Source organism: Fibrobacter sp. UBA3718 (assembly GCF_002371935.1).
In the GTDB taxonomy this organism is placed as follows: Bacteria; Fibrobacterota; Fibrobacteria; order Fibrobacterales; family Fibrobacteraceae; genus Fibrobacter.
The window spans coordinates 1-20,195 of the sequence record NZ_DFHR01000014.1 but is presented as its reverse complement, the minus strand read 5'-3'; the positions used below and the strand labels follow the sequence as shown (position 1 = coordinate 20,195).

33 protein-coding genes, 1 tRNA gene and 2 pseudogenes are annotated in these 20,195 nt (G+C 55.7%); 1 reads left to right on the top strand and 35 read right to left on the bottom strand.

Annotated features, from left to right (window positions below):
- Positions 1-8: 8 nt before the first annotated feature.
- From tig to B4A77_RS06095, 3 genes are all read right to left on the bottom strand, one after another.
- Positions 9-1,268, bottom strand: coding sequence for a trigger factor (tig, locus tag B4A77_RS06105; protein ID WP_173366176.1), 1,260 nt, complete (start codon positions 1,266-1,268; stop codon positions 9-11).
- Between the two features lie 38 nt (positions 1,269-1,306).
- Positions 1,307-1,386: transfer RNA gene (locus tag B4A77_RS06100), tRNA-Leu, on the bottom strand.
- Positions 1,387-1,476: 90 nt separating this feature from the next.
- Positions 1,477-2,166: a class I SAM-dependent methyltransferase gene (locus B4A77_RS06095; RefSeq protein WP_290739194.1), complete on the bottom strand. Its 690-nt coding sequence runs from the start codon at positions 2,164-2,166 to the stop codon at positions 1,477-1,479.
- 70 nt (positions 2,167-2,236) lie between these two features.
- On the opposite strand from B4A77_RS06095, the gene B4A77_RS06090 reads away from it, so the two are divergent.
- Positions 2,237-3,472 (top strand): oligosaccharide flippase family protein, encoded by a 1,236-nt coding sequence (locus B4A77_RS06090; protein ID WP_290739191.1) that lies wholly within the window; start codon positions 2,237-2,239, stop codon positions 3,470-3,472.
- Here B4A77_RS06090 and B4A77_RS06085 read toward each other — a convergent pair.
- From B4A77_RS06085 to tuf, 32 genes and pseudogenes are all read right to left on the bottom strand, one after another.
- Positions 3,392-4,753: an O-antigen polymerase gene (locus B4A77_RS06085; RefSeq protein ID WP_290739188.1), complete on the bottom strand. Its 1,362-nt coding sequence runs from the start codon at positions 4,751-4,753 to the stop codon at positions 3,392-3,394. The two genes, B4A77_RS06090 and B4A77_RS06085, sit on opposite strands and share 81 nt — an antisense overlap.
- Before the next feature lie 18 nt (positions 4,754-4,771).
- Complete coding sequence (locus B4A77_RS06080) at positions 4,772-5,971, bottom strand: GumC family protein (RefSeq protein ID WP_173382637.1); 1,200 nt, start codon at positions 5,969-5,971, stop codon at positions 4,772-4,774.
- Positions 5,972-5,977: 6 nt separating this feature from the next.
- Complete coding sequence (locus tag B4A77_RS06075; protein ID WP_173382636.1) at positions 5,978-7,150, bottom strand: polysaccharide biosynthesis/export family protein; 1,173 nt, start codon at positions 7,148-7,150, stop codon at positions 5,978-5,980.
- A 193-nt stretch (positions 7,151-7,343) separates the two neighbouring features.
- Positions 7,344-7,718 (bottom strand): annotated as a pseudogene (gene rplQ / locus B4A77_RS06070) (50S ribosomal protein L17); the annotation flags it as partial.
- Positions 7,719-7,720: 2 nt separating this feature from the next.
- Positions 7,721-8,695, bottom strand: coding sequence for a DNA-directed RNA polymerase subunit alpha (locus B4A77_RS06065; protein ID WP_290722747.1), 975 nt, complete (start codon positions 8,693-8,695; stop codon positions 7,721-7,723).
- A gap of 18 nt (positions 8,696-8,713) precedes the next feature.
- Entirely contained in the window at positions 8,714-9,142 is a 429-nt protein-coding gene (gene rpsK / locus B4A77_RS06060; protein WP_173304119.1) for a 30S ribosomal protein S11, read from the bottom strand.
- A gap of 26 nt (positions 9,143-9,168) precedes the next feature.
- Positions 9,169-9,537 (bottom strand): 30S ribosomal protein S13, encoded by a 369-nt coding sequence (gene rpsM, locus B4A77_RS06055; RefSeq protein ID WP_072807559.1) that lies wholly within the window; start codon positions 9,535-9,537, stop codon positions 9,169-9,171.
- A gap of 9 nt (positions 9,538-9,546) precedes the next feature.
- Complete coding sequence (rpmJ, locus tag B4A77_RS06050) at positions 9,547-9,663, bottom strand: 50S ribosomal protein L36 (protein WP_088639011.1); 117 nt, start codon at positions 9,661-9,663, stop codon at positions 9,547-9,549.
- 25 nt (positions 9,664-9,688) lie between these two features.
- Positions 9,689-9,907, bottom strand: coding sequence for a translation initiation factor IF-1 (gene infA, locus B4A77_RS06045; protein WP_173382634.1), 219 nt, complete (start codon positions 9,905-9,907; stop codon positions 9,689-9,691).
- Complete coding sequence (secY, locus tag B4A77_RS06040; protein WP_173382633.1) at positions 9,907-11,271, bottom strand: preprotein translocase subunit SecY; 1,365 nt, start codon at positions 11,269-11,271, stop codon at positions 9,907-9,909. Before secY ends, infA begins: the two co-directional genes overlap by 1 nt.
- On the bottom strand, positions 11,271-11,708 hold the full coding sequence (gene rplO / locus B4A77_RS06035; protein WP_173382632.1) for a 50S ribosomal protein L15: 438 nt from the start codon (positions 11,706-11,708) through the stop codon (positions 11,271-11,273). Before rplO ends, secY begins: the two co-directional genes overlap by 1 nt.
- Before the next feature lie 2 nt (positions 11,709-11,710).
- Positions 11,711-11,890, bottom strand: a complete 180-nt coding sequence (rpmD, locus tag B4A77_RS06030; RefSeq protein WP_173382631.1) for a 50S ribosomal protein L30 — start codon at positions 11,888-11,890, stop codon at positions 11,711-11,713.
- A gap of 13 nt (positions 11,891-11,903) precedes the next feature.
- On the bottom strand, positions 11,904-12,386 hold the full coding sequence (gene rpsE, locus B4A77_RS06025) for a 30S ribosomal protein S5 (protein WP_290722758.1): 483 nt from the start codon (positions 12,384-12,386) through the stop codon (positions 11,904-11,906).
- A gap of 11 nt (positions 12,387-12,397) precedes the next feature.
- Positions 12,398-12,769, bottom strand: coding sequence for a 50S ribosomal protein L18 (gene rplR / locus B4A77_RS06020; protein ID WP_290722760.1), 372 nt, complete (start codon positions 12,767-12,769; stop codon positions 12,398-12,400).
- A gap of 9 nt (positions 12,770-12,778) precedes the next feature.
- Positions 12,779-13,318, bottom strand: coding sequence for a 50S ribosomal protein L6 (rplF, locus tag B4A77_RS06015; protein ID WP_173382629.1), 540 nt, complete (start codon positions 13,316-13,318; stop codon positions 12,779-12,781).
- Positions 13,319-13,325: 7 nt separating this feature from the next.
- Entirely contained in the window at positions 13,326-13,721 is a 396-nt protein-coding gene (gene rpsH / locus B4A77_RS06010) for a 30S ribosomal protein S8 (RefSeq protein WP_173382628.1), read from the bottom strand.
- A gap of 12 nt (positions 13,722-13,733) precedes the next feature.
- Positions 13,734-13,919 carry a type Z 30S ribosomal protein S14 gene (locus B4A77_RS06005; protein ID WP_014546106.1) on the bottom strand — a complete coding sequence of 62 codons (186 nt, stop codon included), beginning with the start codon at positions 13,917-13,919 and terminating at the stop codon, positions 13,734-13,736.
- 9 nt (positions 13,920-13,928) lie between these two features.
- Positions 13,929-14,468, bottom strand: coding sequence for a 50S ribosomal protein L5 (gene rplE, locus B4A77_RS06000; protein ID WP_290722773.1), 540 nt, complete (start codon positions 14,466-14,468; stop codon positions 13,929-13,931).
- 2 nt (positions 14,469-14,470) lie between these two features.
- The gene (gene rplX / locus B4A77_RS05995; protein WP_290730388.1) at positions 14,471-14,770 is read right to left on the bottom strand and encodes a 50S ribosomal protein L24; all 300 of its coding nucleotides are present in this window, start codon (positions 14,768-14,770) and stop codon (positions 14,471-14,473) included.
- A complete protein-coding gene (rplN, locus tag B4A77_RS05990; RefSeq protein ID WP_290722778.1) occupies positions 14,770-15,138 on the bottom strand; it encodes a 50S ribosomal protein L14 in 369 nt (122 codons plus the stop codon). The genes rplX and rplN overlap by 1 nt, the downstream gene beginning before the upstream one ends.
- A 21-nt stretch (positions 15,139-15,159) precedes the next feature.
- Positions 15,160-15,414, bottom strand: coding sequence for a 30S ribosomal protein S17 (gene rpsQ, locus B4A77_RS05985; protein ID WP_173340348.1), 255 nt, complete (start codon positions 15,412-15,414; stop codon positions 15,160-15,162).
- Between the two features lie 17 nt (positions 15,415-15,431).
- The gene (gene rpmC, locus B4A77_RS05980; RefSeq protein ID WP_290722783.1) at positions 15,432-15,623 is read right to left on the bottom strand and encodes a 50S ribosomal protein L29; all 192 of its coding nucleotides are present in this window, start codon (positions 15,621-15,623) and stop codon (positions 15,432-15,434) included.
- Positions 15,623-16,036, bottom strand: a complete 414-nt coding sequence (gene rplP, locus B4A77_RS05975; RefSeq protein WP_290722785.1) for a 50S ribosomal protein L16 — start codon at positions 16,034-16,036, stop codon at positions 15,623-15,625. Before rplP ends, rpmC begins: the two co-directional genes overlap by 1 nt.
- A gap of 1 nt (position 16,037) precedes the next feature.
- Positions 16,038-16,697, bottom strand: a complete 660-nt coding sequence (gene rpsC / locus B4A77_RS05970) for a 30S ribosomal protein S3 (RefSeq protein WP_290722787.1) — start codon at positions 16,695-16,697, stop codon at positions 16,038-16,040.
- A gap of 2 nt (positions 16,698-16,699) precedes the next feature.
- The gene (gene rplV / locus B4A77_RS05965; RefSeq protein ID WP_290722789.1) at positions 16,700-17,050 is read right to left on the bottom strand and encodes a 50S ribosomal protein L22; all 351 of its coding nucleotides are present in this window, start codon (positions 17,048-17,050) and stop codon (positions 16,700-16,702) included.
- Complete coding sequence (gene rpsS, locus B4A77_RS05960; protein ID WP_088638998.1) at positions 17,050-17,331, bottom strand: 30S ribosomal protein S19; 282 nt, start codon at positions 17,329-17,331, stop codon at positions 17,050-17,052. Before rpsS ends, rplV begins: the two co-directional genes overlap by 1 nt.
- Before the next feature lie 3 nt (positions 17,332-17,334).
- On the bottom strand, positions 17,335-18,165 hold the full coding sequence (gene rplB, locus B4A77_RS05955; RefSeq protein WP_290722792.1) for a 50S ribosomal protein L2: 831 nt from the start codon (positions 18,163-18,165) through the stop codon (positions 17,335-17,337).
- 2 nt (positions 18,166-18,167) lie between these two features.
- Positions 18,168-18,470: a 50S ribosomal protein L23 gene (gene rplW / locus B4A77_RS05950; RefSeq protein WP_290722793.1), complete on the bottom strand. Its 303-nt coding sequence runs from the start codon at positions 18,468-18,470 to the stop codon at positions 18,168-18,170.
- Positions 18,470-19,090 (bottom strand): 50S ribosomal protein L4, encoded by a 621-nt coding sequence (rplD, locus tag B4A77_RS05945; protein WP_290722795.1) that lies wholly within the window; start codon positions 19,088-19,090, stop codon positions 18,470-18,472. Before rplD ends, rplW begins: the two co-directional genes overlap by 1 nt.
- Positions 19,090-19,707 (bottom strand): 50S ribosomal protein L3, encoded by a 618-nt coding sequence (rplC, locus tag B4A77_RS05940; RefSeq protein WP_290722797.1) that lies wholly within the window; start codon positions 19,705-19,707, stop codon positions 19,090-19,092. The genes rplD and rplC overlap by 1 nt, the downstream gene beginning before the upstream one ends.
- A 4-nt stretch (positions 19,708-19,711) precedes the next feature.
- The gene (gene rpsJ / locus B4A77_RS05935; RefSeq protein WP_173798279.1) at positions 19,712-20,020 is read right to left on the bottom strand and encodes a 30S ribosomal protein S10; all 309 of its coding nucleotides are present in this window, start codon (positions 20,018-20,020) and stop codon (positions 19,712-19,714) included.
- Between the two features lie 9 nt (positions 20,021-20,029).
- Positions 20,030-20,195 (bottom strand): annotated as a pseudogene (gene tuf / locus B4A77_RS05930) (elongation factor Tu); the annotation flags it as partial.

Genomic DNA, 20,195 nt, shown 5'->3' with positions numbered 1-20,195 from the left:
AACCTCTTTTACTTGGATTCTTCGGCGGCAGGGCGGATACCCACGATGAAGTCCGCTGCCATCTGGACGCGGAGTTCGTCACGCAGCTGGTTGATTCTGCCGCTCTGGCGGAAATGGTTCTTCAGATCTTCGAAGCCGATGTGGTAGGCATTCGCCATCTGCTGCAGGCGTTCGTCCACCTTGGCCTGGCTCGCCTTGAGCTTTTCCTTCGTGGCGACGAAGTCGAGGATGCGGTGCTTCTTGATTTCGCGGATGGCCTCGGGGCCGAGTTCCTTGAGCTGTTCCTCGGTGGGTTCCACGGCGTCCTTCTCGTCCTGCACGTTGCGGTTGAGGCTCCACTTGATGAGGTCGCGTACGCGTGCATTCGGCACCTCGAACGGGTTCGCCTCGATAATCTTGTCGATGGCCTCGTTCACGGCCTTCGTCTTCGCGGCATCCTGCTTCTGGTTGCTGAGGCTTTCGGCGAGGTTGCTCTTGAGCTCTTCCACGTCCTTCACGCCCACCTGCTTGCAGAATTCCTCGTCGAAGGTCGGCGGCACGATTTCGCGCACGTCGGTAATCTCGACGTTGAACTGGGCAGTCTTGCCGCGGTAGCGTTCGTCCTTGTGGTCATCCGGGTACTTGAAGTTGATTTCCTTCTTGTCGCCGGCCTTCACGCCAACGAGGCCCGCATCGAATCCCGGGGAAGCGGATTCGCCGAGGAGGCTGCGGAATTCCTTGTTCTCCGGAAGTTCCTGCTTCTCGCCGTCGATAACGACTTCGATGTAGTTGCCCACCACGACGTCGCCGTTCTTCGCCTCGCGGTCCACGTGTTCGTCCTTGCTCCACATCTGGACAAGGCGGTCGAACTCGGCCTGGACTTCTTCTTCATGCACGGCGGTAGCCGGAACGGTGATACCGGTATCGGCATAGCCCTTGATGTCGATTTCCGGGTCAATTTCGACTTCGACGGTCATCTTGATGCCGGATTCCTTGTCTTCCTTGAACTCGGTCACCTTGAGCTGGCCCACGGGAATGATGTTAGCCTTCTTGAGTTCTTCGCCAATGACCTTGTCGACCGTCTCGTTCACGACTTCGTGACGGATGGCGTCACCGAACTGCTTCAGGACCATGGCCTTCGGAACCATGCCCTGGCGGAAACCCTTGAGGGCGACCTGCTTCTTGTACTGCGCGAGCTTCTTCTCGAAGGGGGCAGCGAGGTCGGATTCGGGAATGGTGACATCGAGGGTGCGCACGGTAGCGCTTGTTTCTTTGATTTCAACGGGCATACAAAACTCCGATATGCTTGTTTTGGTTTGTAAAATTCTGCGAGGGGTGGGAGTCGAACCCACACACCGAAGTACCAGATCCTAAGTCTGGCGCGTCTGCCAATTCCGCCACTCTCGCGTTTCAGCACCCAAAGTTAGAAAAAAAAAGCCAACTAAATTCTCCATTCACTCTATATATCGCCACCAGGGGCGATTTTGTCAACCGGAATCAACCGATTTCTATCACGCCGTAAAAACGCGAAGAAATGGCCTTGGGAACCAGGCCAAGCCTGTTCGCGACCCGCAAGGGGAAACGTACCGCGTAACCCAACGGGCCCTTCAGGTACCGACCGAGCAGGGACAGCGCGAGCGAAGGGAACAAAGGGTCGCCCAGTTCCAGCCGGTAGGGCTTTCCAAAAGAATCCAGCATGGATTTCATTTCTTCGTTGGAAAAATGCCAAAGGTGGTCCGAGACCGCGACATGCGCATACGAAAGCCCAAGACCGAACAGCAGCTCAAAATCATCCGTACACGGGAGCGTAAAAACGACCCGCTTGCGGGCGGCCGCAATCGCAGACCCGAGGAACGCCTTCGGGTCGGGAACATGTTCGAGGACCTCGATCAGCATGACCGTATCCACGACGCCTTCGCCAACGCTCTCGCCCGGCTGCAAAAGCCGCGTCGAGAGGCCGTTCGCCTCGGCAACCTTCAGGGACTCGGAATTGATGTCGGCAACGACGGTATCGTAGCCCGCCTTGGAGAGTTCCAGCGAATAGGCCCCGCGACCGCCGCCGATGTCGAGGACGGACTTTCCGCGGGTTTCACGGAGCAAAAAATCTACAATCGGCCTGTGGGCTTCACCGGGCAATGCCGGCGGCCCCGGAACGAAAAAAGCGCTCTGACCTTGCAGTTTTCCCATAGGTCAAATATATAAAAAAAGCCTGCCGCAGGCCTACTCCGACAAGTATTTCTTTTTTTATCTTTATCGTGTGCCTCGCGTTCTAAAAAGCATCAAGATTGGCGTGTTCATCGCGTGCGCCAACTTCCTGATTCAGGGAATCTCGTTCCTTGTCCAGAACTTCATCGCACGGAACCTCGGGACATCCGGCTACGGCTTTTTCGGAGTCCTGCAGACGGACTATTCCATCTTCTGCACGATTGCGGATTTCGGCATGGGCACCCTGGTGCTCGCCTTCTTCGGGAACCGGGCCACGAAGGGGAGGCTATTCCAGAGTATCTTCCAGCTCAGGATCGCCTGTTCCGTCGCGGCTGCGATCGCCATGGTCATTTTCGCCATTACGGTCAGGCGCCACCACCCCATCTTCTACGGCGAACTCATTCTGACCCTCGGGCTTGTTTTCCAGCATGCCTTCTTCGACTGGTATTTCATCTGCGGCAAGTTCTGGAAAAAGCTGTTCATCTCCAAGCTGCTGCATTCGATTTCGTATTCCGCCGTCATGGGAGTTGCGCTCCTCTACTTCAAGGTTTCACAGATCGAACTCGTCGCGCTTGCCATGGTGCTTGCAGCACTGCCCGCGTTCACCTTCGGCGTCACGCAGGCCCTGAGCAGCAAGCTGCTCAGGCTGACAAGGCGGACCTTCCTCTTCTTCAAGCTGATGTTCAAAGCCGCAGCCCCCTACGCGATCTCGAGTTTCGCCACATGCGCCTACCTGCCCGTCGGCCTCTATGTTGCAGACAAATTCGCATCTGCGGAATTCCTGAGTTCATACAACTTCGGCCACAAGATACTCGTCCTCTGCTCGGGAATCATGGTCCACTTCATTTCGTCGAACCTGGTCGCCCAGCACATGTCCAACGACAAGTTCGTCCATGTCAAGGAAATCGCCATATTCACGGCATTCATCGCCGCCTGTTCCTCGCCGCTGTGGCTGTTCCCCCGCCAGTTCCTGCAGATCCTCTTCTTCGCCGTCCACTGGACTCCCGATTCACTCGAATGCAGCGCGTCGATCCTGAAAATACTTTCCTTCTCGCTCCTTTTCCAGGCAGCGAGACTCTCCATGATATCCACCCTGCTCAAGAACAAGGCGACATGGACCTACGCCATCATCGTGAGTGCGGCAGGGGCAACAAACGTCGTCGCATGCTCGCTCGCGGGAGCGTTCCTCGCGAACCGTTACATCCCGCTATTCGCGCTGACCGGCGACGTCGTCATCACCGTCATTCTCCTGTGCTACTACATCCGCAAGGGAACTCTTCGCTGGTAGCACGCCACGCCCCCTGCTAAGCAGGCACACCAGCGCAAAGAAGAATCCCCAGACCCAGTACATGCTCTGCTTGTATCCCGTCGTGAAGTTCCAGAGGATAATCCACATCATGAACATGCACATGAACAGGACAGGCATGGGAGTCTTGGCCGTAGCCATGTAGCGGTAGTTCCACGAGAAAAAGATCCCGAAGAAGAACGGCAAAAAGAACAGCCCGACCAGGCCGAAATCCTTGTAGGCATCCCACAGGTAGGGAATCGTGTTCAGGCTCTTGATCTTGACCACGCTCTCGTTGAAGGGTGTATCCCAGCCGAAACTCTGCTGCAGGCCGTCCCCTATCTGCAACAGGTGCGTCATGCCGTAGAAGGCGTCGATGCCGTAGGTCCACTCATGTTCCGCGGCATCGACCGGCTTGTTGAACGCATAGTCGAGATTCCAATAGTTGTTCGCCACGTACATGTACGGGAGCAACGCCACCGTCTTTACCATCCCGTTATTCATGAGGTCGTCCGTCGACGAGCCGCCATATTGCCCCTTCAGGGACGCCACGGCCACAAAGAAGACCAGGACGAAGGCGACCGCGACCATGATCAGCTTCCACGAAAACCGCCTGTGCAGATAGTTATACAGCAAGAAGATGAAGCCGATACAGAGCATGTTGATGCCGCGGCTCGGGAATGTCAAGAAACTAAGCACAATCGTGAAAGCCACCATTCCCCTGGACGCATAGCGGACCCACCGCACCGAGTTTATCGACTTGAACGATGCGACACCGAAAAGCCCGACCACCATGGCGCCCGATGTAAAATAGTCCGCGTACTTGAGCGCCGGGCTATCCCCGGAAAGCCAGAACGAAGGGTTGCCCGTCAGGAGCACAAGGTTTCCCGCGACAGAGACAACGCCGGCCACGCCTATGAAGAAATAGGCAAAGGCAAGGAAGCTTAAACAGAAATGCGTGGGCCAGCTATACTTCCCCTGCAGCGACAGCGTCTCGGGCATGCGCGCGCCGCCTTTCGATGTCCACGCCATCTCCGCAAGGACGGCGCCCCCGATAAAGGCAGCCATGCCGCCACCCCACACGAGCCACGTGGTATACCTGAAATCGGTCATGGCCGGGACAAGCTTGAGGTAGGCGACCCCGAGCATCACCATCTGGACCAGAAAATAGAGAACCGCCGGGCGGAAGTAGTCGCTCCTGCGCGTGGAAAGCACAAGCAGGACAATAGCGGCCAGCGAGAACATCACGCAGGATTCCGGACACACCGCCAAGTTGATATCCATGATGGACCGCCTAGGATGCTACTTGCGCCAGAAGCAGATTCCATGCACGAAGTTGGCCCATTCCGCGGAAGTGCCCGTGTTCTTCTCCTTCTCGGAACGCATGAACTCCAGGAAATTGCACAGGAGCGTCGCCAGCAAAAAGGACATGAACGCCGTGAACATGAGGATAATGCCGCGCCTCGGGAACACTTTCTTGTCGTTTTCCCAGGGCGGTTCGAGCACATGCAGGTTCGTAAGCATCTTGGCCTCCTCGAGCCGCATCTGCTCGCTCTGCTGCCGCAACAGCTTATACATGGCTTCCTGCACACGGATTTCGTTTTCGCGGCGCATGTATTCGGCGCCAAGCTCGGAGGACTTCTGCAAGGCGACCATGCCCACCTTCTCGTGCTTGCCCTTCAGCGTCCCGTTCAGCGCCGCGTTAATTCCCTGGTAGCGCTTGGAAAGTTCCTCGTAACGCTTGCTCTTGCCACGGTCAGCCTTCTCGAAGGACATCTCGATGGACACCTCCTCGCGCTTCGCCTGCAAGGCGCTCAGGTACTTGATCGTCGATTCCAGCTGCACCTCGGGATCATAGAAGTTGTTCTCGACCTGGAACTTCACGAATTCCTTCATCAGCGAATCGAGCGCATGTTCGCAAGAATCCAGCCTGCTCTGGAAATAAATCCTGGACTGCCGCGCCTGGGACGTCTTGAACACGTTGAACGCGGAATCCGCCTTCGTGAGGATAAACGAGACCATCTTCGCCGCGAGCCTGTAATCCTCGTCCTCGACCGAAATCGCGAACATGTCTTCCTTGTTCATCTCGATCCCGAAATTCTTCCGGAACTTTTTCAACAGGTCCGCATGGAACTTGCCGTCGAACTCGTAATGTTCCGCCAGGTTGAACTCGTCGATGACCTGGTTGTGCAGCTCCCACGAATTCAGGATAGTCCACACCGCGTTCGCGTCATCGTTGTTCGAAGACAGCCCCAGAATCGAGGAGACCCCGGACATGCCGCCGATCATGGAACTCAGTCCATCCAGCGAGCCCTGTGTCGACTTGGGCGGAGTCACGACCGCCTGCGCGACATACGTCGGCTTGATGACCCACATCACCAGGACAAAGGCCGTAAGCGTCGGCAAGAGCACAATAAAGGCGAACAGCTTGAAATGCTTCAAGTCGCCGTTCAGCAAACGAAGGCAAATCTCGACAAATCCTACCGAATCCTGTTTTTCCATACGAAGCTACTTGTAATTGACGTAAATGATGAATGCGGACGATACCACCGTGAGGAGCGAAGCGAGGAAAAGGGTAAAATCCTTGAAGGACTCGTAACGGCTCTTCGGCACCTCGATGTAGTCGCCGGGATTGATCGGATCCTCCGTGACGCTCAGGCTGAGCGCTTCCGGGGATTTCCCACGCCACACCTTGACCTGGTTCCAGGAACCCGAAATCGTATTCAGGCCCGCCGCAGCGATATAGTCGATGGCATGCCAGGAAGGATTGTAGTCCACCTTCCCGATATGGTTGAGCGCGCCGCCGACATAGACGGCCATCTCTTCTGCAGAAAACTCCACTTCCGTATTCGGCGAGACAACCGTGCTCTTCATTTCTTCAAGCGGAATCCAGCGCGGCGTCTTGCCCTGTTCCTTCACGCAGGCGGCCTTGTACCCGAAATTGTGCAGGCGTTCCCCGCCGGCAAGTTCAAAGTACTCCTGCAGGGTGCGGCCCTCCTTGTAGGTGACGCTCGTCCTGAATCCCGGAAAAACCATGACGACGTTCTCGCCCATCGGAACGAACGGGACATAGATCTGGTCTCCCTGAATCAGCATCACGTCCTTTGCAAAGTCACCCTTCACCGAGACGTCGTTGTAGTTCACGTGCAGGGTGTCGCCGTGGCGGATAATCATCACGTCCTCAAGATTCGCACGCGAAACGAAACCGCCCACCTGGCGGAGGAAATAGCTCAGGCGCGTCTGGGGCTCCAGGAGGTGCTGTCCGACATTCATCAGTGCACCCATCGCATTCACCTTGTATTTTTTCAGTGCGGCAAGCTGGACGAAGCATTCCTCGCGCTTGAAGCGCTTGGCTGCAAGATCCAGAATCAGTTCACGGGCCTCGGCAAAAGTCTTTCCGCCGACATTCACGGAACCGCATTCCTCTATGGCGACAGAACCGTCGGGATAAACCTGGACCGACAAGTAGGCATTTTCCAGCATCAGGTCCAAAAAATCACCGGGGCCAAGGATATAGCTGGAATCGACCGTAGCTTCCGCATAGGCCGGGGTCAACGCGACGGAACTGCGCGAAGACGGCCCGTGGTTCCCACCAATCGCCGAGCCGGAAAAAAGATCCATCTCACCTGCAGAAAACGCAAGCGAGATTGTCAGAAGTATAAGAGCAATAAGACGTTGCATGTTTCCATAAGATACAAAAATAGACACCACCAAAAAAGGAAAAATCAAAAAAAACGGGGCCGACAAACGTCGGGCCCCGTTTTTCTCACAGCAAAGACTAGTTGGCAGACTTGCTCTCGCCTTCGACCATGCTCACGGCATCGGACTTGGCAGGTTCGGCAGCCTTCTTGGCCTTGGCAACGATCTCGTCTTCGACGAGGCCGATGAGGGCCATTTCGGCAGCGTCACCAGCGCGGTTCGGGCCGAGCTTGATGATGCGAGTGTAGCCACCGTTGCGGCCAGCGTAGCGCGGTCCGATGGTAGCGAACAGGTCCTGGAGAACCTTCGGGCTCGTGACGAAGCGTGCAGCTTCGCGACGTGCAGAAAGGTCACCCTTCTTTGCGTAGGTAATCATGCGGTCCACGTTGGAGCGGACAATCTTCGCCTTGTGAAGCGTCGTGCGCACGTAGCGGGCGGACTGCTCCGCTTCCATACCCTTCTCGATGATGGAGGTGGTAAGGGCGCGGAGGATGGCACGCTTGTGTTGGGCGTTAACACCCAGTTTCTTGTTTTTTACACCGTGTCTCATTGTTAATCCTTCAAGTAGTCATCGACGTCCATGCCAAAGGAAAGGCCCATGGAGGTCAACACCTCGTTAAGTTCCACCAAGGACTTCCGACCGAAGTTCTTGTATTTGAGCATATCGTTTTCCTTGTTGCGCACAAGTTCGCCAACGGTATGGATATTCGCCATACGGAGGCAGTTGCTGGAACGAACAGAGAGTTCGAGTTCGTCCACGCGAGTGCGCAGGAGGGTGGCAATACGCTGACGTTCTTCGTCCATCTCCAGCTCTTCGGGGCTCTCGAGGTCGCCTTCGAAGTTGATGAAGATTTCCAGGTGATCGACGAGGAGCTTCGCAGCGTAGGCGAGAGCGTCTTCGGGATCGATGGAACCGTCAGTCGTGATTTCCAGCTCCAGACGGTTGTAGTCCGTCTTCTGGCCAACGCGGGTATCGCTGATGTGCATAGCCACCTGCTGCACCGGGTTGAAGTTCGCGTCCGTGGCGATAACGCCGATCGGAGCGTCCTTGTCCTTCAATTCGTCGGCACGGACGAATCCGCGGCCACAGGAGACCTTCACGTCCATGGAAAGCGATGCGTTCCCGTTCAGGGTCGCGATATGGACGTCCGGGGTCAGGATGACCACGTTCGGATTGTCCATGAAATCCTTGGCCGTGACTTCGCCATCACCGGACATATCCAGGTGCAAAGTTTCGTCATGGTCGGAAAGGAGCTTCACGCGGATGCTCTTCAGGTTCAGGATGATGTCGGTGACATCTTCCTTCACACCCGGGACCGTAGACATTTCCTTTTCAACGCCTTCGATTTTCACGGAGACGATTGCCGCACCCTGCAGGGAGGAAAGGAGCACACGGCGGAGCGCATTGCCAAGCGTGATGCCCCAGCCTCTTTCCAAGGCCTCGACAACGAACTTAGCTTTACGACCGTCTTCGCTAGTTTCCACTTTCTGGAAGCTACGCGGCATCTGAAGTGATTTCCACATCATTGGCGATACCTCTTTGGATTAGACTCTTCTCTTCTTTTTAGGACGGCAACCGTTGTGCGGAATGCCCGTCACGTCTCGAATGGAGAGAACTTCGAGGCCCGCATTCTTGAGAGCGCGGACGGCGGACTCACGGCCACCACCGGCACCCTTCACGCGGACGTCCACCTTGCGCATGCCGAGGTCGAAAGCCTTGTGGGCGGCAGTTTCGGCAGCGAGCTGAGCGGCGAACGGAGTGCTCTTGCGGGAACCCTTGAAACCGGAGTTTCCGGGGGAACCCCAAGCCACGACGTTACCGCGGGCATCGGTGATAGAGACGATTGTGTTGTTGAAGGTAGCGTTGACGCAGGCGATACCCTGGATGTCGATACGCTTCTTGCCCTTCTTGACCTTAACTTCTTCAGTAGCGGCTGCGGCCGGAGCTTCGGCAGCGGCAGCGGTTTCCTTGATTTCTTCTTCAGCCACGACGAATCTCCTTACTTCTTCTTGTTAGCCACAGTCTTCTTGGGGCCCTTGCGGGTACGGGCGTTGGTACGGGAACGCTGACCGCGGACCGGCAGGCCCTTGCGGTGGCGGATACCACGGTAGCAACCGATATCCAAGAGACGCTTGATGTTCAGGGTAACTTCCGCGCGGAGCTGACCTTCCACGGAATATTCGTCTTCGAGGAGATGACGAATCTTACCTTGTTCTTCTTCGGTGAGGTCATCGCACTTCTTGTTCTTGTCGATGCCCAGCTGAGCACAGACCTTGTTTGCGGTGAACAGACCGACACCATAGATTGCCGTGAGACCGTACTCGACAGTCTTGTTCTTCGGCAAATCGACACCAGCTATACGTGCCATACGATCTCCTTATCCCTGCTTCTGCTTGTGACGGGGGTTCTTCGAACAGATGATACGCAATACACCCTTGCGACGGATGATCTTGCAGTTTTCACACCTGGGTTTGATGGAGGCTTTGAGTTTCATAGGTTAGACCTTCTTTTGATACCTATTACTTGTAACGGTAAGTGATTCTCCCACGATTGAGGTCGTAGGGAGAAATTTCTACCAACACTTTGTCGTCCGGCAAAATTCGGATGAAATGCCGACGCATCTTTCCTGAAACGTGAGCGAGAATCTCGTGGTCATTTCCAAGTTTCACACGGAAGAACGCGTTGGGAAGAGCTTCCAACACAACACCTTCTACCTGTATTCCTTCTTCTTTAGCCACTAGGACGCCATCCTGCCGCGAATGCGGCCATGTTTCAAGAAACCTTCATAATTCTTGGTATGCAGTTGGGCTTCGAGTTGACGAAGCGTGTCCAACGCCACACCGACCACGATGAGTACCGAGGTGCCCCCAATATAGAAACTCATATTGAGCGCGTCTTTCAGGTGAAGCGGTCCGACGCTGATTAGAGCGAGGAACAGCGAGCCCGGAAGAGAAATTCGGGTCAACACATGGTCAATGTACTCTGCCGTCTGCTTACCGGGACGCACACCAGGGATAAACCCACCAGACCTCTTCAGGTTTTCGGCAATGTCGTTAGGGTTGTACTGGATTGCCGTGTAGAAGTAGGTGAAGAATATGATGAGGAGAGCGTCAATCACACTGTAAGAAATGTGACCCGGGATGAACATGGCAGCAAAGGACTGCATCGCGGAGACGTTCGGGAACCACGACGCGATCATGGCCGGAATGAACATGATGCACGAAGCGAAGATAACGGGGATCACGCCAGCGGTGTTCACCTTGAAGGGCAAATAGCTGGACTGACCGCCCATGACCTTGTTTCCGACAGTCCTGCGAGGACTTTGGAGTGGAATGCGACGGTTCGCCTGCTCGACGAAAACGATAAAGCCGATAATCACGACCACGATCGCCAGGATGAAAATCTCGATGGCGAGCGGCTGGATCTCTTCTCTAAACATTTCCAGTTCGGCAAAGAAAGCCCGCGGAAGGCCTCCGACGATACCGGCGAAAATGATAAGCGAAATACCGTTGCCCACACCGTGCGAAGTAATCTGTTCGCCCAGGTACATCACGAGCACCGTACCTGCGGTGAAGGTCAGGGTAGCAAGTAAACGGAAGCCGATGTTCCCCGCACCGGTAGCGAAGTCGTCCGCGAGGACGGAAATGCCTGTACCGGCAGCGGCGGAACCCACTTTAAGGGAGGAAAGCCATACGGAAATGCCCCATCCCTGCAAAGCGGCAAGAACCACCGTAAAGTAACGGGTGTACTGGTTCAGCTTGGCGCGCCCTTCCTGACCTTCCTTCTGTAGCATCTGGATGGCCGGGATAACAGAGCCCATCAACTGGATGATGATGGATGCGCTGATGTAGGGCATGATACCCAGGGCGAAAATCGTCGCTTTCGCAAACGCACCGCCCGTGAAGGAGTCGTACATGCCGAACAAGTTGTTCGAGTTCTTGAAGTACTCCGCGAGGACCGCGGCGTTTACTCCGGGGATAGTGATGTGCGCACCGATGCGGTACACGATGAGGATACCGAGCGTGAAGAGCAACTTCTTGCGCAGGTCCTCAATCTTGAACGCATTGATGAACGCATCTATGGCTTTCTTGAGAGCTTCCATTAGACGATCTCGACTTTGCCGCCAGCAGCTTCGATGAGGGCCTTGGCCTTCTCGCTGATGGCGTTAACCTTTACGTTGATAGCCTTGTCGATAGCACCGAACGCGAGAACCTTGACCGGCTTCTCGATGTTGCGGATGAATCCGAGGTCGAAGAGGACCTTGGCGTCGAATTCGGTAGCGGAGACCGCTGCGAGACGCTTCAGGTTCACGATCTGGAATTCGATACCGGCGTGCTTGAAGCCACGCTTCGGGATGCGACGGTGGATCGGCATCTGGCCGCCTTCGAAAGCGACACGGCCGGCCTTGGCACTCTTACGAGCGCCGGCACCCTTCTGGCCACGACCAGCGGTGGTGCCCCAACCGGAACCCGGGCCACGGCCAATGCGCTTGCGCTTGACGACCTTGGCTTTGCCAGGATTGAGAGTATTGAGTTCCATTATTAGATCTCCTCGACCTTCACCATGTCACGCACGGCATTGATCATGCCCTGGATGCTGGGGGTCAAAACGTGTTCAACAGATTGTCCGATCTTGCGGAGACCGAGGGCCTTCACGTTGGCGCGATGCACCGGAAGGCGACGGACGGTACCCTTGATCAAAGTAATACGAACTTTCTTCATGGTGTATTACTCCTTAGGCTTCAAAACCGCGCAGCTTGGCGCAGTCCTGCTTGTTCATCTGGGACATCAGGCCTTCGAGGCAAGCGCTGACAACAGTGCTCGGGTTGGAAGAACCGTGAATCTTGGTGAGGATGTTGCGCACACCGGCGAGCTCGAGAACGGCACGGGCAGCAGCACCGGCGATAACGCCAGTACCCGGAGCAGCCGGCATCAGGAGGATGCGGGTGGAGCCGTTCTTGACTTCGATGTCGTGCGGGATGGTGCCGTCGAGCAGCTGGACTTCGACAATGTTCCTGTGGGCAGCTTCAGTGCCCTTGCGGATGGCTTCGGAAACTTCCTTGGCCTTGCCGAGACCCACGCCCACCTTGCCGTTCTTGTTGCCAACGACAACGAGAGCGGAGAAGGACATACGGCGACCGCCCTTGACGGTCTTAGCGCAACGGTTGATGTGTACAACCTTGTCTTCAAATTCAGAAACTTGAGCTTCGCGTTCCAAAGTGTACCTCACTAGAATTTGAGTCCGCCTTCACGAGCTCCCTCAGCGAGAGCCTGAACGCGACCGTGATAGATGTAACCGCCGCGGTCGAAGACCACGGATTCAATGCCCTTGGACTTAGCGACTTCAGCGACCTGGAGACCGAGCTGCTTAGCCTGCTCCGACTTCGTCATGCTGCCGAACTTGCTCTGGAATTCCTTCGCAGTCGTTGCAACCTGCACGAGAGACTTGTTGTTCGCGTCATCGATAATCTGGGCGACCATGTGAGACAAGGAACGGCGAACGGCCAAACGAGGGCACTCTGCAGTTCCGACAACAGACTTGCGCACACGTTCGTGGCGTGCGATTCTGGACTGGATTCTTTTTTTAGCGATTGCAGTCATAGTTTACCCTTATTTACCTGTCTTCTTACCCTGCTTGCGGCGGATGATTTCGCCTTCGTACTTGATGCCCTTGCCCTTGTACGGTTCAGGCTTACGGTACTTGCGGATTTCAGCTGCAGCCTGGCCGACCTTCTGCTTGTCGATGCCGGAGATGGAAATCTTCAGCGGGTCGACAGCCTTGAGTTCGACGCCTTCCGGAGCCTTGAAAATGACCGGGTGCGAGAAACCGAGCACAAGGTTCAGGTCCTTGCCCTTCTGTTCCACACGGTAACCAACGCCCACGATTTCGAGGGTCTTCTGGAAGCCCTTCGTGACGCCTTCGACCATGTTGTTGACGAGGGCGCGGGTGGTGCCATGGATAGCGCGGGTGAACTTCTGATCATCAGGACGGGAGAACGAAAGCTGGTTGCCTTCGAGCTTGATGGAAATGAGTTCGTGGACGTTCGTCTCGAGCTTGCCCTTCGGGCCTTCCACCTTGATGTTCTGACCATTGACGGCGACTTTCACGCCAGCCGGGATATTGATAATAGCTTTTCCGATACGGGACATCGTTACCTCACCAGACCTTCGCGACGACTTCGCCACCCACCTTCTGTTCGCGGGCTTCGTGGTCGGTCATCACGCCTTTAGATGTGGAGATGATAGCAAAGCCGAGGCCATTGCGGACGCGCGGAAGCTTGGCCACGTCAACGTAGTGACGGAGACCAGGCGACGAAATGCGCTGGATGCCTTGGATTGCGGGAACGCCGTTGGTGTAGCGGAGCAGGATCTTGAGCATGCCCTGCTTGCCGTCTTCAACGACGACGAACTTCTTGATGAAACCTTTTTCCTGCAGAACGCGAGCGATTTCACGCTTCAGGTTGCTGGCAGGGATGTCCACCACGGGGAGCTTTGCCTTGCAGGCATTGCGCACGCGGGTGAGCATATCGGCGATAGGATCTGTCATTGCCATTTTATACTCTCCTTACCAGGACGACTTTGTGATACCGGGGATTTCGCCGGCGAGTGCCATTTCGCGGAAGCAAATACGGCAAAGGCCAAAGCGGCGCATAAAGGCGTGCGGCCTACCGCAACGCTTGCAACGGTTATACCCGCGAACGGTATACTTCGGGGTACGCTTGCATTTTTCAATCATTCTTCTGCTTGCCATGGTATTACCTTACTTCCTGAAGGGGAGTCCAAGTTCTTCGAGAAGGGCACGGCCTTCGTCGTCCGTCTTGGCGGAGGTGACGAAAGAGATGTCCATACCGAAAGTACGGGAAACCTTATCGATATCGATTTCGACGAAGATCGTCTGTTCCTTGATACCGAGGGTGAAGTTGCCCATTCCATCGAAACCACGACGGGCGAGGCCACGGAAGTCGCGGACGCGCGGGAGGTTGATGTTGATGAAACGGAAGAGGAAGTCCCACATGTTGTCGCCATGGAGGGTGACCTTGGCGCCGATTCCCAGACCTTCGCGGAGGTGGAAGTTGGCGATAGCCTTCTTGGCGGTGGTGACGACGGCCTTCTGACCGGTAATGGCAGTGAGAGTGTCGGCAGCTTCGTCCAGAATCTTACGGTTCTGGGCAGCGGCGCCCACGCCCATGTTCACCACGATCTTTTCGAGACGCGGGATTTCCATTACGTTCTTGTAGGCAAACTTTGCTTGCAAGGCCGGAACGACTTTTTCGAGATAGAATTGCTTCATCTGGTTCATGGTTACACAGCCTTTCCAGTCTTGACACTGGTACGAACGCCCTTCTTACCCTTCTCGCGGACGATGCGGGTACGGACAGGCGTGTTGCCTTCGAGGAGCATCACGTTGGAAATGGCGATAGGCATTTCCTTCTCGATGATGCCGCCAGTTTGATTGGTCTGGGACGGCTTCTCGTGACGCTTGCAGACGTTGACGCCCGAAACGGTCACCTTGCCATCCTTGACACTGATCACGGTGCCGGTCTTGCCCTTGTGGGCGCCGGAAATCACCTTGACGTTATCATTCTTCTTGATGTTAGCCATTAGAGAACCTCAGGTGCGAGGGAGATGATCTTCATGTAATTTTTTTCGCGGAGCTCACGAGCCACCGGTCCAAAAATACGGGTTCCGCGCGGTTCACCATCCTTGGTGATGAGAACCACAGCGTTGTCCGAGAAACGAATGAACGTTCCGTCCGGACGAGCGATTTCTTTGCGTGTGCGCACGACGACGGCGTCGGCCACGGAACCCTTCTTCACCTTGCTCTGGGGGATAGCGTCTTTAACGGCTACCTTGATGACATCACCGATGCTAGCATAGCGACGGTTGGTGCCACCCAAAACACGGATGCAGGCGACTTCCTTGGCTCCACTGTTGTCAGCCACGACGAGTCTGGTTTCTTCTTGAATCATAATTCGCCTTACTCCAGAATTTTACTTCTTCTTTTCCACGATACGGACGAGGCGCCAGCGCTTCGTCGCGGACAGCGGACGGGTTTCCATGATTTCCACCAGGTCGCCCTCACCCGCTTCGTTGTTTTCGTCGTGGGCCTTGAGCTTCTTGGTGGTGGTCATGATCTTGTTGTACATCGGGTGACGCTTGCGGTTTTCGACCACAACCGTGATAGTCTTGTCCATCTTGTCAGATGAAACAACACCCTGCTTGACTTTACGAAGGTTTCTATCCATTTCCTGCTCCTGCCGGCTTATGCCTTGGCCTTTTCGCTGAGGATGGTCTTGATACGGGCGATGTCCTTGCGGGTCGCACGGATCACAGAGGGTTTTTCCAAATTACCGAGCTTCGCAGTCATGCGGTAATTGAACAAATCGAGATTCAACTGAGCCAGTTTTTCCTTGAGCTGGTCAACGCCCAGTTCCTTCAATTCACGTGCTTTCATTAGATCTCCGATTCTTCGATGATTTTGCATTTGAGGGGGAGCTTCTGCGAGGCGACATGGAGGGCTTCCATGGCGAGTTCGCGTTCGACACCGCCCATTTCGAAAATGATACGGCCCGGGAGGATCACGGCGACCCAGAATTCCACGGCGCCCTTACCCTTACCCATACGGGCTTCGGCAGGGTGACGGGTGATGGGCTTGTCGGGGAACACGCGGATCCACACGCGACCGCCGCGCTTGATCTTACGGGTCATGGCGATACGAGCCGCTTCGATCTGGCGAGCCGTCAGCCAGCACTTTTCAAGAGCCTGAATGCCGAATTCGCCGAAGGCCATGGTATTGCCGCGGGAAGCGACACCCTTCATGCGGCCTTTCATCTGCTTACGATGTAATGTTCTTTTAGGACTCAGCATATTACTTCTCTCTCTTGTTGTCGTTCATGACATCCTTGCCGATCTTTTCGCCGTGCATGATCCACACCTTGATACCGATGGCACCATAGACGGTCTTAGCAATGGAAGTCGCGTAGTCGATGTCGGCACGGAGAGTGTGCAGAGGCACGCGGCCTTCGGCATACTTCTCGACGCGGGCGATTTCGGCACCGCCGAGGCGGCCACCGCACTGCACCTTGATGCCTTCCACACCCATGCGCATGGCGCTCTGGATGGCGCGCTTCATGGCGCGGCGGAAGGAAATACGCTTTTCGAGCTGACGGGCGATGTTTTCGGCGACGAGCTTAGCATCCGTTTCCGGGCGCTTGATCTCGTGGACGCTGATAAAGATTTCCTTACCGGTGAGGAACTGGAGTTCGCCCTTGACGCGTTCCAGCTCTTCGCCCTTCTTACCGATGACGATACCCGGGCGGGCGGTAAAGAGGTTCACGTTCACCTTCTTGACGGTGCGTTCGATGCCGACCTTGGAGAGGGAGGCATGTTCGAAACGCTTCATCAGGTAGCGACGGAGCACGATGTCTTCATAGAGAAGATCGGCAAAGTTGTCTTCGGCATACCACTTGGATTCCCAACCGCGGATAACGCCAAGACGAAGACCATTGGGATGAGTTTTGTGACCCATTGTTATTTCTCCTTGTCTGCGACGACGACGGTGATGTGGGAGAGCGGCTTCTCGATGCGGAAGGCGCGACCCTGGGAACGCGGGTGGATACGCTTCATGATGGTGCCACCATCGGCAGTGATAGTCTTGACCACGAGTTCCTCGGCGGAAACCGGGGCGGCAGACTTCTGCTTGAAGTTGGCGACAGCGGACTTGAGGGCGTTCTCGACGAGCGGGGCACCCTTGGTCTGCGTGTGCAGGATGGAGAGCATCGCGAAGGCTTCGTCGACGGACTTGCCACGGACGAGGTCGACAACGCGACGGAGCTTGCGAACGCCGTAGCGGACGTTTTTCACTTTAGCAACAGCTTGCATTATTTCTTGCCTCCAGCAGTTTCGGTCTTGCGATGGCCACGGAACGTACGAGTCATAGCGAATTCGCCGAGCTTATGGCCAACCATGTTTTCGGAGACATAGACCGGCAGGAACTGCTTGCCGTTGTACACGGAGAACGTAAGTCCGACCATGTCCGGAACGATTGTGGAACGACGGGACCAGGTCTTGATCGGCTGCTTCTTGTCGGAGCCAGCCATAGCCTGGGCTTTGCTGAGAACGTGGGAATCCACGAACGCACCTTTCTTAAGGGATCTCGACATGAATTAGGCCCTCTTCTGACGACGGCGCACGATGTACTTATCGGTACGCTTATTGTTACGAGTTTTGGCACCCTTGGAGTTCTTGCCCCAGGGAGAGCACGGATGACGACCACCAGAGGTACGTCCTTCACCACCACCGAGCGGGTGGTCGACCGGGTTCATCACGACACCGCGGACGGAGGGACGCTTGCCGAGCCAGCGGGAACGACCGGCAGAGCCCGAGGATTCATTCATGTGGTCGATGTTGGAAACCTGGCCCACGACAGCGAGGCAGTCTTCGGAGATGAAGCGAACTTCACCGCTCGGAAGCTTGACCTGGCAGAGCTTGCCATCCTTGGCAACGAGTTCGGCAGCGGCACCGGCGGAGCGGACCAGCTGTGCACCCTTGCCGGGCTTGAGCTCAATGTTGTGGATCATGGTGTTCAGCGGAATATCGCGGATCGGGAGAGCGTTACCGATGCGGAACTCGGCACCTTCGCCGGAGTTCAGCACGTCGCCGACCTTGATGTCGGCCGGGGCGACGATGTAGCAGCGCTTGCCGTTCTGGTACTTGACCAGGGCGATACGTGCGGAACGGTTCGGATCGTACTCGATCGTCTCGACAGTGCAGGGGATACCCGCAAACTTGCGCTTGAAGTCGATGATACGGTACAGCTTCTTGTGACCACCACCGCGACGGCGGGAAGTGATTTCACCGACGTTGTTACGGCCGGAGCTGCTCTTGATGCCCTCAGTGAGGGGCTTGTACGGCTTTTCCGCAGTGATTTCCTTGCGGTCACCAATCTGCTTGTAACGCAGAGTCGGGGTAAGCGGGCGATAAGATTTCAGACCCATGATTATACTCCTTCGAACTCGGCAATCTTTTGCCCGGCCTTCAGTGTGATGTAGGCCTTCTTCCAGTTGGGTTTCTTGCCAGCAGCCATGCGCCTGCGAACAATCTTGCCGCGGTTGATCAACGTGTTGACCGAAGCGACCTTCACATCAAAACGCTTTTCGATAGCGGCCTTGATGTCGTCCTTGCTAGCGTCCAAGGCAACCTTGAAAACATACTTGTGCACATCGTTACGCGGATTCACCATGTTCTTCATGGTTTCTTCGGTCACGTGCGGAGCAATGAGGATTTCGTGAATTTCCTTCATTAGCGGCCTCCTTCAAGTTCCGCGAGAGCGGCCTGAGAGATGACAACGTTGTTTGCACGGACGATGTCGTAGGTGTTGACATCTTCGACGCGGGCGCAACGGCACCAAGGAATGTTGTTAGAGGAGAGGTAAAGGTTCTGATCCTTCACGCTCACGACAAAGAGAACGTTGCGCTGTTCGATACCGGACTTGGTAAGAACGGCGAGCAGGTCCTTGGTCTTCGGGGCATCGAAGCTGAGGGCTTCGAACACCTGGACCTTTCCTTCCTTGGCCTTGTCGGCGAGGGCGGAACGGAACGCGATCTTCTTGACCTTCTTGTTCACCTTTTCGAAGTAGTCGTGGGACTTCGGACCGTGAGCCTTCGCACCACGCACCCACACGGCGGAGGTGTTCTGACCGGCACGGGCGCGACCAGTACCCTTCTGCTTCCACGGCTTCTGGCCACCGCCGCTAACTTCACCCTTGGTCTTGGTCTTGGCGGTGCCCTGGCGGTTGTTGTTCAGGATAGCCTTGATGTGAAGGTACATGCAGACCTTGTTGACTTCCTGGTCGAACATAGCCGGGAGCTGGATATCATTCTTAAAATCGCCTGTTGCGGCGAAAAGCTTTGCACTAGCCATTAGTCTTTCCTCACCACGATAATGCTGTTCTTCGGGCCCGGGACAGCGCCGCGGACGAAGATCAGGTTGCGGTCGCCATCAACTTTGACGACCTGGAGGTGCTTGACGGTCACTTTCTTGTTGCCGTATTGACCAGGCATACGCTTGCCCGGGAACACGCGGCCCGGATAGGAGTGAGCGGAGGTACCGCCCGGTTCACGCATGTTGTGCGTGCCATGGGAGCGGGGACCGCTGTGGAAACCGTGGCGCTTGATGGCACCAGAGAAACCGTGACCCTTGGAAATGCCGGAAACGTTCACCATCTTTGCATCGGCGAAGTCAGCGGCACCGAATTCCTTGCCAACCGGCCAGGATTCGAGATCAGCTACGTCAAATTCGGCGAGGTGTTCACGAACAGCAACGTCAGCCTTCTTGAAATGGCCGATTTCAGCCTTGTTGGCACGCTGTTCCTTCTTGAGACCAAAGCCGATCTGGACGGCAGTGTAACCGTCCTTTTCTTCTGTCTTGTGGCAAACGACCACGCACGGACCGGCTTCGAGAACCGTTACAGGGACGCATTCGCCCTGTTCCGTGAACACTTGGGTCATTCCCAACTTCTTTGCGAGAATACCGTTCATTGTATTAGACCTTAATTTCGACTTCGACACCAGCCGGCAAGTCAAGTTTCATGAGGGAATCAACAGTTTGCGGCGTAGCATCGAGGATGTCGATCAGACGCTTGTGCGTACGGGATTCAAACTGTTCACGAGAAGTCTTGTCGATATGCGGAGAGCGGAGCACCGTATACTTCTGGACTTTCGTCGGGAGGGGGATGGGTCCCGCAATGCGGGCACCCGTTTGCTTAGCTGTATTCACGATGTCTTGAGCGGAGCGGTCGATCATACGATGGTCGAAGCTCTTCAAGCGAATACGGATGCGTTCACCAGCCATGATTATTCCTTACTTGATGATTTCGGTGACGGAGCCAGCACCAACAGTACGGCCACCTTCGCGGATAGCGAAGCGGAGCTGCTTTTCCATGGCGATCGGGGCGATGAGGTTCACGTGGATCGTGACGGTGTCACCCGGGGTCACCATTTCGACGCCTTCGGGCAGCTGGATCGTG

Coding starts and splice junctions, on each gene's coding strand:
- tig (WP_173366176.1), bottom strand. CDS start 1,268: ATGCCCGTTGAAATCAAAGAAACAAGCGCTACCGTGCGCACCCTCGAT.
- B4A77_RS06095 (WP_290739194.1), bottom strand. CDS start 2,166: ATGGGAAAACTGCAAGGTCAGAGCGCTTTTTTCGTTCCGGGGCCGCCG.
- B4A77_RS06085 (WP_290739188.1), bottom strand. CDS start 4,753: ATGGATATCAACTTGGCGGTGTGTCCGGAATCCTGCGTGATGTTCTCG.
- B4A77_RS06080 (WP_173382637.1), bottom strand. CDS start 5,971: ATGGAAAAACAGGATTCGGTAGGATTTGTCGAGATTTGCCTTCGTTTG.
- B4A77_RS06075 (WP_173382636.1), bottom strand. CDS start 7,150: ATGCAACGTCTTATTGCTCTTATACTTCTGACAATCTCGCTTGCGTTT.
- B4A77_RS06065 (WP_290722747.1), bottom strand. CDS start 8,695: ATGATGTGGAAATCACTTCAGATGCCGCGTAGCTTCCAGAAAGTGGAA.
- rpsM (WP_072807559.1), bottom strand. CDS start 9,537: ATGGCACGTATAGCTGGTGTCGATTTGCCGAAGAACAAGACTGTCGAG.
- rpmJ (WP_088639011.1), bottom strand. CDS start 9,663: ATGAAACTCAAAGCCTCCATCAAACCCAGGTGTGAAAACTGCAAGATC.
- secY (WP_173382633.1), bottom strand. CDS start 11,271: ATGGAAGCTCTCAAGAAAGCCATAGATGCGTTCATCAATGCGTTCAAG.
- rplO (WP_173382632.1), bottom strand. CDS start 11,708: ATGGAACTCAATACTCTCAATCCTGGCAAAGCCAAGGTCGTCAAGCGC.
- rpmD (WP_173382631.1), bottom strand. CDS start 11,890: ATGAAGAAAGTTCGTATTACTTTGATCAAGGGTACCGTCCGTCGCCTT.
- rplR (WP_290722760.1), bottom strand. CDS start 12,769: ATGACTGCAATCGCTAAAAAAAGAATCCAGTCCAGAATCGCACGCCAC.
- rplF (WP_173382629.1), bottom strand. CDS start 13,318: ATGTCCCGTATCGGAAAAGCTATTATCAATATCCCGGCTGGCGTGAAA.
- rpsH (WP_173382628.1), bottom strand. CDS start 13,721: ATGGCAATGACAGATCCTATCGCCGATATGCTCACCCGCGTGCGCAAT.
- B4A77_RS06005 (WP_014546106.1), bottom strand. CDS start 13,919: ATGGCAAGCAGAAGAATGATTGAAAAATGCAAGCGTACCCCGAAGTAT.
- rplE (WP_290722773.1), bottom strand. CDS start 14,468: ATGAACCAGATGAAGCAATTCTATCTCGAAAAAGTCGTTCCGGCCTTG.
- rplX (WP_290730388.1), bottom strand. CDS start 14,770: ATGGCTAACATCAAGAAGAATGATAACGTCAAGGTGATTTCCGGCGCC.
- rplN (WP_290722778.1), bottom strand. CDS start 15,138: ATGATTCAAGAAGAAACCAGACTCGTCGTGGCTGACAACAGTGGAGCC.
- rpsQ (WP_173340348.1), bottom strand. CDS start 15,414: ATGGATAGAAACCTTCGTAAAGTCAAGCAGGGTGTTGTTTCATCTGAC.
- rpmC (WP_290722783.1), bottom strand. CDS start 15,623: ATGAAAGCACGTGAATTGAAGGAACTGGGCGTTGACCAGCTCAAGGAA.
- rplP (WP_290722785.1), bottom strand. CDS start 16,036: ATGCTGAGTCCTAAAAGAACATTACATCGTAAGCAGATGAAAGGCCGC.
- rpsC (WP_290722787.1), bottom strand. CDS start 16,697: ATGGGTCACAAAACTCATCCCAATGGTCTTCGTCTTGGCGTTATCCGC.
- rplV (WP_290722789.1), bottom strand. CDS start 17,050: ATGCAAGCTGTTGCTAAAGTGAAAAACGTCCGCTACGGCGTTCGCAAG.
- rpsS (WP_088638998.1), bottom strand. CDS start 17,331: ATGTCGAGATCCCTTAAGAAAGGTGCGTTCGTGGATTCCCACGTTCTC.
- rplB (WP_290722792.1), bottom strand. CDS start 18,165: ATGGGTCTGAAATCTTATCGCCCGCTTACCCCGACTCTGCGTTACAAG.
- rplW (WP_290722793.1), bottom strand. CDS start 18,470: ATGAAGGAAATTCACGAAATCCTCATTGCTCCGCACGTGACCGAAGAA.
- rplD (WP_290722795.1), bottom strand. CDS start 19,090: ATGGCTAGTGCAAAGCTTTTCGCCGCAACAGGCGATTTTAAGAATGAT.
- rplC (WP_290722797.1), bottom strand. CDS start 19,707: ATGAACGGTATTCTCGCAAAGAAGTTGGGAATGACCCAAGTGTTCACG.
- rpsJ (WP_173798279.1), bottom strand. CDS start 20,020: ATGGCTGGTGAACGCATCCGTATTCGCTTGAAGAGCTTCGACCATCGT.